This window comes from Streptomyces sp. NBC_01016, from assembly GCF_026341035.1.
In the GTDB taxonomy this organism is placed as follows: Bacteria; Actinomycetota; Actinomycetes; order Streptomycetales; family Streptomycetaceae; genus Streptomyces.
This window is the reverse complement of record NZ_JAPEOQ010000001.1, coordinates 1386822-1399862: the sequence shown is the minus strand read 5'-3', so window position 1 is coordinate 1399862 and position 13041 is coordinate 1386822. Positions and strand designations below refer to the sequence as shown.

Genomic DNA, 13041 nt, shown 5'->3' with positions numbered 1-13041 from the left:
ATGCAAGCTTTGTTTCAGCTACTTGACGATCGTGATCCGGTCCGCCTTCGGCGGCGCGATCGGGTTCGAGGCCGAGGAGTTGGCGGTCAGATAGTCGTTGAACGCCTTCAGGTCATCGCTTCCGACCAGCGGATTCTTTCCCGCCCCGAGCGCCGCGAAGCCGTCGCCGCCGCCCGCGAGGAAGGAGTTCATCGCGACGCGGTAGGTGGCGGCCGGGTCGATGGCGGCCCCGTTCAGCCTGATCGAGTCGGTGACGACCCGGTCGGCCCCCGACTTGGTCATGTCGAGCGTGTACGCGAGTCCCGCCGAGGGCTGAAGGATCTTCGGTGAGGCCGCGTTCGCCCCGCTGACCTGCTGCTTGAGCGCGGTGACGAGCTGCTCCCCGGACAGGTCGACCAGATTGACCGTGTTGCTGAACGGCTGCACGGCGAAGCCCTCGCCGTACGTCACCACGCCGTCGCCCTCGCTGCCGCTCGCCTTGAACACCAGGCCGGAGCGGATACCGCCCGGATTCATCAGGGCCAGAGACGCCTTGGGGTCGAGGGACTTGGCGTGCGCCAGCTGGGCGTCCGCGATGAGATCGCCGAGCGGCGCTTCGGGGGTCGTGGCGCCCCGGCCGGGAACATCGGCGGAGATGAAGCCGACGGGCTGGTTCGCGACCGGCGCGGCCAGCTTGTTCCACTGCCCGATCAGCGCCGTCATGTCGGCGGCCTTCGCCTGCGTCCGCGTGACGACGTGGTTCTCGGAGGTCGGCGACTTCACCGACGTACGGACGACGTCCTTGGTGGCGCGGTCGTACGTCAGGGTCGTGTCCGTGTAGAGCTTCCCGAAGGAGGACGCGGACGTGACCATGCGCGGCTTGCCGGCCGGGTCCGGGATCGTGCACGCGTACGCGTTGTGGGTGTGCCCGGTGACCAGGGCGTCGACCTTCGACGTGATGCCCTTCGCGATGTCGACGATCGGGCCCGAGATGCCGCTGCCCGCGCCGCCCGCGTCACAGTCGTAGTTGTACGAGGCCGAGGCCGGGGCGCCGCCCTCGTGGACCAGCGCGACGATCGACTTCACGCCCTGCTTGTCGAGGATCTTCGCGTACTTGTCGACGGTCTCGATCTCGTCGTGGAACTTCAGACCCTTGACGCCCTCGGCCGACACGATGTCCGGCGTGCCTTCGAGGGTGACGCCGATGAAGCCGACCTTCACACCCTTGTGCTTCCACACCCAGTAGGGGGCGAGGGCCGGCTTGCCGGTCCTCTCGTCGGTGACGTTCGCGGCCAGGTAGGGGTAGTCGGCGCCTTCGAAGGTGCGGCCGTCCTCGTAACAGCCGTCCTTCGGATGGCAGCCGCCCTTCTGCAGCCGCGCCAACTCCCCCGAACCCTCGTCGAATTCATGGTTGCCGACCGAGGTCACGTCCAGGTCGAGCTTGTTCATGGCCTCGACGGTCGGCTCGTCGTGGAACAGGCCGGACAGCAGCGGGCTGGCGCCGATCAGGTCGCCCGCGGCGGCCGTGACGCTGTACGGGTGGCCCTGGCGGGCCTTGCGCAGGGAACTCGCCAGATACTCGACGCCGCCCGCGTCGATCTTCTTGGTGGTGCCGTCGGCCTGGTCCTCGGTGACCTGCCCTGAGGACCCGGCGGGCGGCTCCAGATTCCCGTGAAAATCATTGAAGGACAGCAGCTGTACGTCCTGGTACCGCCCACCCGCCGCGCCCTTCTGCGGCGCCGCCCCGGCGGGCAGCGCGGCCATCAGCGCGCCGGCGGTGACGAGAGTGGCAGCACCCGCGAGCACCGCACGCAGGCGGCGCCGGGGTCTCTTGGTCTGTGCGTACATGTGGTCCCCCTGGGGGTGCGGTGCGACGACCGTTGATGTGGAGGCAGCCTAGAGTCAACGCGCGTAGCGCGACAGGGGATTGGGGCGGTGGGCCAATCCATCCCCGCCGGCGTTTGAGGCGCGGGGTCCGGGGCGGGGCCCCGCGACGCAAGCCCGGTACCGCGCACCAGGCCCCCGTCCCGGGCGGAGCCCAGCCGTACCCTCGTATCCATGACCACGGACCCCGCCCCCACCAGTGATCCGACCGCCTCGGGCCGCCGGATCGACACCCTGACCACCCTGTCCGCCGAGCAGTCCGCCAAGGTGCTCGACCTGCTCACCGAGGCCGCCCGCACGGACGGCCAGCAGGCCGTGTCCGAGCAGGGCCGGCTGCAACTGCGGGGAGGGGAGCGGGAGGGCGTACGGCATCTGCTGCTCAGCATCGGCGACGAGCTGGCCGGCTACGCGCAGCTGGAGGCCACCGACCCCATCGAGGCCCCGGCCGCCGAGCTGGTCGTGCACCCGGCGCACCGGGGGCACGGACACGGGCGGGCGCTCGGCGCCGCGCTGCTCGCCGCTTCCGGGAAGCGGCTGCGGGTGTGGGCGCACGGCGGGCACAGCGCGGCGCGGCATCTCGCGCAGGTGCTCGGCCTCACGCTGTTCCGCGAACTGCGGCAGATGCGGCGGCCGTTGACGAACCTCGAACTCCCGGAGCCGGTCCTGCCGGCCGGGGTGCGGATCCGTACGTTCGTGCCCGGTCAGGACGACGAGGCGTGGCTCGCGGTGAACGCGGCGGCGTTCGCCCACCACCCCGAGCAGGGCTCCCTCACCCAGCGCGACCTGGACGACCGCAAGGCGGAGTCCTGGTTCGACCCGGCGGGCTTCTTCCTGGCCTTCCGCGGCGACGAGCTGGTCGGTTTCCACTGGACGAAGGTGCACGCGCAGGAGCGGCTCGGCGAGGTGTACGTCGTCGGGGTGGCGCCCGCGGGCCAGGGCGGCGGCCTCGGCAAGGCGCTGACGGCGACGGGCCTGCGCCACCTGGCGGCGGCCGGTCTCCCGACCGCGATGCTCTACGTCGACGCCGACAACAAGGCGGCGGTGAGCGTGTACGAGCGGCTCGGTTTCACTACCTACGAGACGGACCTGATGTACCGGACCGAGTCCTGACCTTCTGACACTTTCTGACACTTCCAAGCCTCTGACCTGGGGTTTTCCCGGCTGGACGGAGATGAGGGGGCGGCGTCGCTTGACGCCGCCCCCTCTCTTGCATCACCCTTTCACTACTTGATTAGTGAAAGGGGGTACGCCGTGGCTCAGGAACCGGTCATCGAATTCCGCATCGACCGCCACACCGGCGTCGCCACCTACCTCCAGATCGTCCACCAGACCGAGCACGCACTGCGGCTCGGACTGCTCGAGCCCGGGGACAAGCTGCCCACGGCCCGCGAGGTCGTCGAGGCGACAGCGATCAATCCGAACACCGTGCTGAAGGCATACCGCGAGCTGGAGCGCTCCGGACTCGTCGAGGCCCGGCGCGGGCTCGGCACGTTCGTCCGCGCAACGCTCGGCTCCGGCTCCGGCGACTCACCACTGAGGGCGGAGCTCGAGGACTGGACGGGCAGGGCGAAGGAAGCGGGCCTCGACCGCGAGGACGTCGAGGCCCTGTTCGGCAGCGCCCTGGAGGCGCATTTCGGCACCATGACCAAGGGGACTTCATGAGCACGGCCATCGAGGCGAACGGCCTCGTCAAGCGCTACGGAAGGCGCGCTGCGGCGGCCCTGGACGACTGCTCGTTCCGGCTGCCCGAGGGCCGGATCAGCGCGCTCGTCGGGCCCAACGGAGCGGGCAAGTCGACGCTGCTGACCATCGCGGCCGGCCTGTCGCGTCCCACCTCGGGAAGCATCTCGGTGCTCGGCGCCGCCCCCGGCACGCACCGCGCGAAGGTCTCCCACCTCTCCCAGGGCAAGCCCCTGTACCCCCAGCTGTCCGTCGCGGACACCCTGCAGATGGGCGCCGCGCTCAACCCGGAGCGCTGGGACGCCGCGTACGCGGCGAAGATCGTCGAGCAGGGCGAGCTCGACCCGAAGGCGAAGATCCGCTCGCTCTCCGGCGGCCAGCGCACCCGCGTCGCGATCGCCCTCGCCCTCGGCAAGCGCCCCGACCTGATGCTGCTCGACGAGCCGATGGCCGACCTCGACCCGCTGGCGCGGCACGAGATGATGGGCACGCTGATGGCGGACGCGGCCGAGCACGGCACGACCGTCCTGATGTCCTCGCACATCGTGACCGAGCTGGCCGACGCCTGCGACCACCTGCTGCTGCTCGGCGGCGGCCGGATCCGGCTCGGCGGCGGCATCGACGATCTGATCGGCGCGCACAGCCTGGTCACGGGCCGCGGCGACCTCGCCCCGCACACGGTGGTCGAGTCCCGCGCCTCCGGCCGCGGCGTCACCGCCCTGATCCGCAGGGATGGGTCGATCGGCGAGGGCTGGCAGGTCCAGGAGCCCTCCCTGGAGGAGCTGCTCCTGGCCCACCTCCGCTCGCCCGACGCCCCGCCCCTGATCACGCCGGGCACCACGGCGGCCCAGCGCCGGACGGAGGTGTCCGCATGAGCGCCCCGGCCCTCGACAAGCCCTCCGCCGTGCGCCGCACGAAGCCCGGACCCGACGGCCTGGCGTGGACGGTCCTGCGGCTGCACCGCGGTGCGATGTGGGTGTGGATCGGCTACGTGGCGGTCAGCCTCGGCCTGCTCCTGTGGCTGTGGGGCCCCGGCTCCGCGGACGCCCAGGCGGCGTTCGACAAGCTCGGCTACGGCGGAGCGCAGGACAACGCGTTCCAGAGCGCGATCTCCGCCTTCCTGCCGTTCATCGGCAACAGCCTCGACACCCTCTTCTACGATCCACTGACGCTGGCCCGGATCGCCGCGTGCGCCATCGCCGTCTTCGCGGCGGGCCCGCTGATCGCCCGCGAACTGGAGCAGGGCACCGCCCAGTTGGCATGGACCCAGTCCATCTCCCCCGCCCGCTGGCTGGCCACCAAGCTTTACGTACCGGCACTGCTCATCACCGTCGGCACAACGCTCGTCGTGATCCTCTACCGCCTCGTCTGGGGCGGCCGCAACCATCTGCTCGTCGCCGGCATCGGACCGCGCGACTTCGACTTCTCCGTGGGTCCCGCGACGGTGGCGAACGCCCTGTTCGGCCTGGCCATCGGGGTGCTGGCGGCGCTGGTGCTGCGCCGGACGCTGCCGGCCGCGGCCCTCGCCGGGATCGTGACGTACCTGGTGGGCGCGTTCCGCTCCAACTCCTGGCCGCTCCAGGGCAGTTACCAACAGCCGGAAATCCCCGTGCACAGCAAGGCGATCACCTCCACCGGGGCGGAGATCCGCGACCCCGGCTGCATGACGCAGCGCTGCCTCGACCAGCACGACATCACCGGCTTCACCCGCCACTACCTCCCCTCCCCCGACTACTGGCCGCGTCAGCTCGCCGAGACCGGGGTCCTGCTCGGGCTCACCGCGCTGGCCGTCGTCGCCGCGTTCCTCGTGCTGCGCCGATTCCAGCCCGAGCCGCCGGTCACGCCGCTCACCAAGGAGGACGCCGCATGAGCGCCGCCACGATCCCCCTGGGCCTGCCCCGGACGGTCCTTCGGCTGCACCGCATAGCCGCCTGGCTGTGGATCGCCTTCGTCGTCGTGACGGGCGCGCTGCTGCTGTGGCTGTGGGGCCCCGCCACGGCCGGGCTCGACATCACGGGACACTGCGACCCGGCGGTGGCGAACGGCTGCACGGCGAAGGGCGCCACCGCGGACTCGTACCACTACGTCCTCACCTTCACCGACATGCTGATCACGCTGGTGCCGGTGGCGGCCTCGGTGTTCGCGGGCGGCCTGCTCATCGGGCGCGAACTGAGCAGGGGCACGGCCCAGTTGGCGTGGACGCAGTCCGTGTCCCCGGCCCGCTGGCTGGCGACGAAGCTGTACGTGCCCGCGACCTCCCTGATCCTCGGCACGACCGTCCTGGTCCTCCTCCGCCGGCTCGTCGCCTCGGCGGCCCCCGGCCTCGCGGACAACCGCTGGCACGATGCGACGGCGGTCTACGACGCCCTCGGCCCGACGGCCGTGGCGATGCCGCTGCTCGGCCTGGCCATCGGCGCGGCCGTGGCGTTCCTGGCGCGGCGGACGCTGCCCGCGGCGACCTACTCCCTGATCGCCACGGCTGCGGTGGTGGGCGTGCTCGACGCGATCCGCGACCGGCTGTGGCCCTCGGTCACGGTGACCGGAGACCTGCGCGAGGGCTACCCCTACTTCGCGGGCTCCATGACCACCGAGGGCGCGCTGACCGGCTCCGGCGCGCGCGTCGCCGACCCCATGTGCGTCGACGACCGCGGCTGCCTCGCCTCGCACAACATCACGGGCTTCTACCGCGAGGGCCACCCGCCGTCCCACTTCTGGCCCCTCCAACTCGTCGAAACGGGCCTGATCCTCACCCTCACCGCCGCCGCCACGGCCACGGCCTTCTACCTCTTGCGCCGCCGGGCGAGGTAGGGGGGCGTCCCCCGACCGGGCGGGGTGGTTTCGCCTCGCCGCGGGGGCGGGGGGTGGTTTCACCCCGCCCCCGGGGCGGAGCAGGCGTGGTGGCTCGGCGCCGCCACCGGGGCGAGGCAGGCGTGGTGGCTCGGCGCCGCCGCCGGGGCGGGGCAGGCGTGGTGGCTCGGCGCCGCCAACGGGGCGGGGCAGCGGGAGCGATTCCTCGCCGGACTGCATCGGGCGCGGTCGCTACCCCCGCTCACCTCCCACCCACCCGCCCCCTCCGGGGGCTCCGGCCCGAAGCCCCCGGCCTGGCCGTTGCGGCCCGCACCGCGGCTGAGCCCTGGGGCTACGCCCCGGCCCCCCGCCGCCCTCCGGGCTCGTCCTCAAACGCCGGACGGGCTTGATTCGGGTCGCCGTCCTGGCCCGGATGTCCACGGAGCGGCTCTCCACCCGTGGCGGTCGACCGCAACTCGCCTTGGGCAATCCGCCGCCAACCCCGGCTCCCCACCCATGGCGGTCAAGGCCCGCCGACTTGGGCAATCTGCCGCCTTGGGCGGCAGGGTGGGCAAGGCGGCCCCCGGTGCCGCGCGCCCAACACCACAGGCGCCGACCCCGCCACAGCCCCGAAACCCCGGTGCCGCACACCCACCACCCTGCGCGCCAACCCCGGCCGAGGCGCCGGGGCCGGCGCCCCCGGAGGGGCGACCAGGCACCGGTGCAGCCACAGGCCCCGGACTCGGCCCCGCTCCGGGCAGGCCGAAGCCCTCGCAGGGGGCAGGCCGTGGGAGACGAGCGGGTACCGGCGCAGCCGGAACCGCCCCGGTGCCGTGCAACGACGACCTGAGGCACCCGCCACGACACAGCCCCAAAACCCCGGCCCTGCGCACCCATCACCCCAGACGCCGCCCCCGCCCAACGGCCGGGCCCCGGACGGGCCGAAGCCCCCGGAGGGGGCGGGTGGGTGGGAGGTGACCGGGCACCGGTGCAGCCGCAGCAGGAACGGCGCCGCACACCGAAGACCTGGGCCGCCACCCCGGCACAGCCCCAAGACCCCGGCCCCGCGCGCCCAACACCACCCACGCCACCCCCGACACAGCCCACCCCGACGCCGCGCAACAATGACGAAGCGCCCTACCCCGGCGCACCTCGGCCACGGACCCGCGCCACCACAACAACGAACGCCACCCCCGGCCCAGGCCCCCCCCCGGCGCCGCCCCACGGCACCAACCCCGCCCACCCGCCAAACCCCCGGCGGGCCGCACGGCCATAGCCCGTACGTCATGTCGCCGTAACCGTCGATTCAGACGGACTTGCGACGCTCGGTGGATGCAGCCCCCCGCCCCCGAACCCGCCGAACCCGCCCGCCGAGGCGGTCTTACGCTCGCGCCCGCGTACTCCGACGCCGTCGGCGCGCCCCGGACGGCGTCCACGCGGAAGAATGGGGCCATGAGCCAGCCGAACGCCGCACAGGACCAGACGACCGACGCTGCTCCGGCCCCCTCGGCCACGCAGCCCCAGCCGTCCGTGGGGTCGCTCGCCGCGCACCGGCCACATCCCGTGGCCGGCGGCGAGTACGACCTGGCCGCCGCCAAGCTCGCCGGCATCGTCGCCGACATCGACGCGGACCCGGACGACTACGAAGAGGACTACGCGAACCAGGAGGGCGCAGAGCTCCCGCAGGGCCGCTTCCTGGACCGCGAGCGCAGCTGGCTCGCGTTCAACGAGCGGGTCCTGGAACTCGCCGAGGACCCGAGCACCCCCCTCCTGGAACGCGCGAACTTCCTGGCGATCTTCGCCTCGAACCTGGACGAGTTCTTCATGGTCCGGGTGGCGGGCCTGAAGCGCCGCATCGCGACCGGCGTCGCCACCCGTTCGGCCTCGGGCCTGCAGCCCCGCGAGGTCCTCGAACTGATCTGGAACCGCTCCCGCGAGCTCATGGCCCGGCACGCCGCCTGCTACCAGGACGAGGTCGCCCCGGCCCTCGCCGACGAGGGCATCCACGTCGTGCGCTGGAACGAGCTCACGGACAAGGAGCAGGCCCGGCTCTACACGCTGTTCATGCAGCAGATCTTCCCGGTGCTCACCCCGCTGGCCGTCGACCCCGCGCACCCCTTCCCGTACATATCGGGGCTCTCCCTCAACCTCGCCGTCGTCGTCTCGAACCCCGTATCCGGCCACCGCCACTTCGCCCGGGTAAAGGTTCCGCCGCTGCTCTCCCGCTTTCTCGAGGCCTCGCCCCAGCGCTACGTCCCCATCGAGGACGTCATCGCCGCGCCCCGGCACCTGGGCGAGCTGTTCCCCGGCATGAAGGTCGAGGAGCACCACATGTTCCGCCTGACCCGGAACGAGGACCTCGAAGTGGAGGAGGACGACACCGAGAACCTTCTCCAGGCCCTGGAGAAGGAGCTGATGCGGCGCCGCTTCGGGCCCCCGGTGCGCCTCGAGGTCGAGGAGACCATCGACTCGGACATACTCAGCCTCCTCGTGAAGGAGCTGAAGATGAGCGAGGCCGAGGTCTACCCGCTGCCGGGACCCCTGGACCTCACCGGCCTCTTCTCCATCTCGCGCATCGACCGCCCCGAGCTGAAGTACCCCAAGTTCGTGGCGGGCACCCACCGCGACCTCGCCGAGGTGGAATCGTCCTCGGCCCCCGACATCTTCGCCGCGCTGCGCAGCCACGACGTGCTGCTCCACCACCCGTACGACTCGTTCTCCACCTCCGTACAGGCCTTCCTCGAGCAGGCAGCCGCGGACCCGGACGTGCTCGCCATCAAGCAGACGCTGTACCGGACCTCGGGCGACTCACCGATCGTGGACGCGCTGATAGAGGCCGCCGAGACCGGCAAGCAGGTGCTCGTCCTGGTCGAGATCAAGGCCCGCTTCGACGAGCAGGCCAACATCAAGTGGGCCCGCAAGCTGGAGGAGTCCGGCTGCCATGTCGTCTACGGCCTCGTCGGCCTGAAGACGCACTGCAAGCTGTCGCTCGTCGTACGCCAGGAGGGCGACCAGCTCGTCAGGTACAGCCACGTCGGCACGGGCAACTACCACCCCAAGACCGCCCGACTGTACGAGGACCTGGGCCTGTTGACGGCCAATCAGGAAGTCGGGGCCGACCTCTCCGACCTCTTCAACCGGCTGTCCGGCTACTCGCGCCGCGAGACCTACCGCCGCCTCCTCGTCGCCCCCAAGTCCCTTCGTACGGGCCTGATCACGCGGATCGAGAAGGAGGTCCAGCACCACCGTGCGGGCCGCCCCGCCCACGTCCGCATCAAGGTCAACTCGATGGTCGACGAGGCCGTCATCGACGCGCTCTACCGGGCCTCGCAGGCCGGCGTTCCCGTCGACATCTGGGTGCGCGGCATCTGCGCCGTCCGCCCCGGCGTCGCGGGCCTGTCCGAGAACATCCGGGTCCGCTCGGTCCTCGGCCGCTTCCTGGAGCACTCCCGCGTCTTCGCCTTCGGCAACGCCGGCGAACCGGAGGTCTGGATCGGCAGCGCCGACATGATGCACCGCAACCTCGACCGCCGCATCGAGGCCCTGGTCCGCGTGGAGGACCCGGCCCATCGCGCGGCGCTCAGCCGACTGCTCGAAACGGGGATGTCCGACGGCACCGCCTCCTGGCACCTGGGCCCGGACGGCAACTGGACCCGGCACGCGACCGATTCACAGGATCCGGCCGGCCAACCCCTGCGCAACGTACAGGAGATGCTCATAGACGCCCGGAGGCGCCGGCGTGGCACAGCGACACCTTGAGTCCAGCGAGCGGCTGAACGGGAACGATGTCGATGTCCTGGGGTGCTATCTCCGCTCCCAGGCCACCGAGTTCCTGCGCTCGCTGCGGCAGCACCGGGAGAGTGGTGCGGCGGGCGACACGGCGGATGCGGCCCGCGCGCTGCGGCGTGCCGCGCGGCGCATCAGCGGGACGCTGCACACCTTCCGGCCGCTCCTCGACACGGACTGGTCGGACGCGCTCCGTCCCGAACTGGCATGGTTGTCCGGCACGTTGGCCCGCGAACACGCGTACGCCTCCCGCCTGGACCGCCTGACCTCGGCCCTCCACACCTTGACGTCACCTCCGAACCCCGCGCCTCAATCGCCGGCGGGGCTTGGGGCTGCCGCACCCGCCTTGGGCAATCTGCCGCCTGGGGCGGCAGGGTGGGCAAGGCGGCCCCCGGCGCCGCGCGCCGATTCAACGGCCCCCACCCCGGCGCCGCACACCGAAACCCCGCCCCCCGCAAGGGACACCCTCACCCTCGGCGCCGCCAAGGCATCCGCCCTGCTGGACCGCCAGCTCACCCTGGCCAGAACCCGCGCCCACAGCACCGCCCTCCAGGCCCTCGGCTCCGCCCGCTTCCACGCGGTCGCGGACAACGTCGCCGTACTCGCCAGCGACGTCCCCCTCACCACCGCCGACACCGGCCTTGAGAAACTCGCCGCGGAAGCCGGCTCCCGCCTCGCCGAAGCGGCCGCCACCCTGCACCACACCAGCCACCCCTACAGCCCGGACGCCGACGCCGCCTGGCACCACGTACGCCTCCTGCTGCGCCTGCACCGCTACGCGCGCGAGGTCGTCTCCAGCGCCCCCGTCGACGTCCGCCTCCTCGACGCGGCCGACGCCCTGAACGCCCACCGGGACGCCGCGGAGGCCGCCGCCGCCGCGGCCCACGCCGCCCGCACCCCCCGCATCGCCCCCACGACCGCGTACGCCCTCGGCGTGCTCCACGCCGACCAGCGCCACGAGGTCGCGGCCGCCAGACTCGCGTTCGGACAGGCATGGCAACGACAGACGGTGGGCACCCCATGACCGTGCATCAGGACGACTCCCAAACGACCCTCGCGGCAGGCTGCGTCCTGTGGCGGCGCACACCAACGCACCACAGCGGCCAGGGAGTTGAGATCTGCCTGGTCCATCGGCCCAAATACGACGACTGGTCGCACCCGAAAGGGAAGCTGAAACGCGGCGAGGACGCGCTCGCCGGCGCCCTGCGCGAGGTGCGCGAGGAAACCGGCCACGACTGCACACCCGGCACCGCGCTCCCCACGGTCCGCTACCTCGCGAACGGCCGCCCCAAGCAGGTCGGCTACTGGGCCGCGGAAGCGACCACCGGCGCATTCACGCCGAACCGCGAAGTCGACCGCATCACCTGGCTCACACCCCCCGAGGCCCGCGCCCGCCTCACCCAGCCCAGGGACCGCATCCTCGTCGACGCCCTGCTCGACGCCCTCGGCACCCTCCACGCCACCGGATGATCACCCTCCGTAGCCGCACCGTGACCTAACCGCACCGCCCGCTTAGGTTCACCCCGCGTTCACTCACGCCCATCGGCCGCTTCACCTGATCTGCCTAATTTCAGCCTTACGACGCGGTGAGCCCCCGGCTTCCGGGAACCGCCCACCGCTCGACTGAGAACTGAGAACTGAGAACCAAGAACGAACCCTCCGCAGATCGCACGCCGCCACAGAGACAGAGAAGGCCGGCGGCTCCTGGAAGGAACATCCGAAGGTGAAGCTTCAGCGCAAGAACCGGCTCCGTGCCCTCTCCCTCGGTGCACTCGCCGTCTCCGGCGCCCTGGCGCTGACGGCGTGCGGCTCCGACGACACCAGCGGCGGCTCGGGCGGCACCAGCCCCGCCGCCAAGGCGGGCAACATCAAGTGCGACGACGCCAAGGGCCAGCTCCTCGGCATCGGCTCGTCCGCCCAGGCCAACGCCATAGACGCCTGGCGCCAGGCCTACGCGCAGGCCTGCTCCGACGTGCAGCTCAACTACAAGCCCGACGGCTCCGGCGCCGGCGTCACCGCCTTCAACCAGGGCCAGGTCGCCTTCGCCGGTTCCGACTCGGCGCTCAAGCCCGAAGAGGTCGCCGCCTCGAAGAAGGTCTGCAAGGGCGGCCAGGGCATCGACCTGCCGATGGTCGGCGGCCCGATCGCCGTCGCGTTCAACGTCCAGGGCGTCGACAACCTGACCCTGGACGCCAAGACGCTGGCCCAGATCTTCGACTCGAAGATCAGCAAGTGGAACGACCCGGCGATCAAGAAGCTGAACCCGGACGCCAAGCTGCCGTCCACCAAGATCCAGGCGTTCCACCGCTCCGACGAGTCCGGCACCACGGACAACTTCACCAAGTACCTGAAGGCCGCCGCCCCGAGCGACTGGAAGTACGAGGGCGGCAAGGCCTGGCAGGCCAAGGGCGGCCAGTCCGCGCAGGGCTCCTCCGGCCTCGCCCAGCAGGTGAAGCAGACCGACGGCGCCATCACGTACGTCGAGCTGTCCTACGCCAAGGACGGCGTGAACACCGTCGACATCGACACCGGCGCCGGCGACCCGGTCAAGGCCACCACGGAGAACGCCACGAAGGCGATCGCCGACGCCAAGGTCGTGGGCACCGGCAAGGACCTCGCCCTGGAGCTGAACTACGCGACCAAGGCCGCGGGCGCCTACCCGATCACCCTGGTCACGTACGAGATCGTCTGCGACAAGGGCAACAAGGCGGAGAGCCTGGCCGCCACCAAGTCCTTCCTGGGCTACACGGCCTCCGACGAGGGCCAGGCCGCCCTCGCCGACCTGGGCTACGCCCCGATCCCCACCGAGATCAACAAGAAGGTCCGCGAGACCGTCGCGGGCATCAGCTGACCCAGCGTGCGGGCCACTCACCGGTTGACCCCGGGTGGCCCGCACCGTCCGGTGCACCGCCGCCAGAAGCCCCG

At 71.7% G+C, this 13041-nt stretch carries 10 protein-coding genes; 9 read left to right on the top strand and 1 reads right to left on the bottom strand.

Going from position 1 to position 13041, the window contains the following annotated elements; all coding sequences use genetic code 11:
* Nucleotides 1–18: 18 nt before the first annotated feature.
* Entirely contained in the window at nucleotides 19–1827 is a 1809-nt protein-coding gene (locus OG746_RS06580) for a bifunctional metallophosphatase/5'-nucleotidase (protein ID WP_266712483.1), read from the bottom strand.
* 210 nt (nucleotides 1828–2037) lie between these two features.
* Between OG746_RS06580 and mshD the strand changes: the two genes are divergently transcribed.
* The 9 genes from mshD to pstS all read left to right on the top strand — a co-directional run bounded on the left by mshD (nucleotide 2038) and on the right by pstS (nucleotide 12967).
* Nucleotides 2038–2973 carry a mycothiol synthase gene (gene mshD / locus OG746_RS06575; RefSeq protein ID WP_266712481.1) on the top strand — a complete coding sequence of 312 codons (936 nt, stop codon included), beginning with the start codon at nucleotides 2038–2040 and terminating at the stop codon, nucleotides 2971–2973.
* 141 nt (nucleotides 2974–3114) lie between these two features.
* A complete protein-coding gene (locus OG746_RS06570; protein WP_266712479.1) occupies nucleotides 3115–3525 on the top strand; it encodes a GntR family transcriptional regulator in 411 nt (136 codons plus the stop codon).
* Nucleotides 3522–4418 (top strand): ABC transporter ATP-binding protein, encoded by an 897-nt coding sequence (locus tag OG746_RS06565; RefSeq protein ID WP_266712477.1) that lies wholly within the window; start codon nucleotides 3522–3524, stop codon nucleotides 4416–4418. Before OG746_RS06570 ends, OG746_RS06565 begins: the two co-directional genes overlap by 4 nt.
* Nucleotides 4415–5413, top strand: coding sequence for an ABC-2 membrane transporter-related protein (locus OG746_RS06560; RefSeq protein WP_266712475.1), 999 nt, complete (start codon nucleotides 4415–4417; stop codon nucleotides 5411–5413). The genes OG746_RS06565 and OG746_RS06560 overlap by 4 nt, the downstream gene beginning before the upstream one ends.
* Entirely contained in the window at nucleotides 5410–6351 is a 942-nt protein-coding gene (locus tag OG746_RS06555) for an ABC-2 membrane transporter-related protein (RefSeq protein ID WP_266712473.1), read from the top strand. The genes OG746_RS06560 and OG746_RS06555 overlap by 4 nt, the downstream gene beginning before the upstream one ends.
* A 1311-nt stretch (nucleotides 6352–7662) precedes the next feature.
* On the top strand, nucleotides 7663–10089 hold the full coding sequence (locus OG746_RS06550) for an RNA degradosome polyphosphate kinase (RefSeq protein WP_266712472.1): 2427 nt from the start codon (nucleotides 7663–7665) through the stop codon (nucleotides 10087–10089).
* Entirely contained in the window at nucleotides 10070–11140 is a 1071-nt protein-coding gene (locus tag OG746_RS06545; RefSeq protein ID WP_266712470.1) for a CHAD domain-containing protein, read from the top strand. Before OG746_RS06550 ends, OG746_RS06545 begins: the two co-directional genes overlap by 20 nt.
* A complete protein-coding gene (locus tag OG746_RS06540; protein ID WP_266712468.1) occupies nucleotides 11137–11586 on the top strand; it encodes an NUDIX hydrolase in 450 nt (149 codons plus the stop codon). Before OG746_RS06545 ends, OG746_RS06540 begins: the two co-directional genes overlap by 4 nt.
* A gap of 253 nt (nucleotides 11587–11839) precedes the next feature.
* Nucleotides 11840–12967: a phosphate ABC transporter substrate-binding protein PstS gene (pstS, locus tag OG746_RS06535; protein ID WP_266712466.1), complete on the top strand. Its 1128-nt coding sequence runs from the start codon at nucleotides 11840–11842 to the stop codon at nucleotides 12965–12967.
* The last annotated feature ends 74 nt before the right edge of the window (nucleotides 12968–13041 follow it).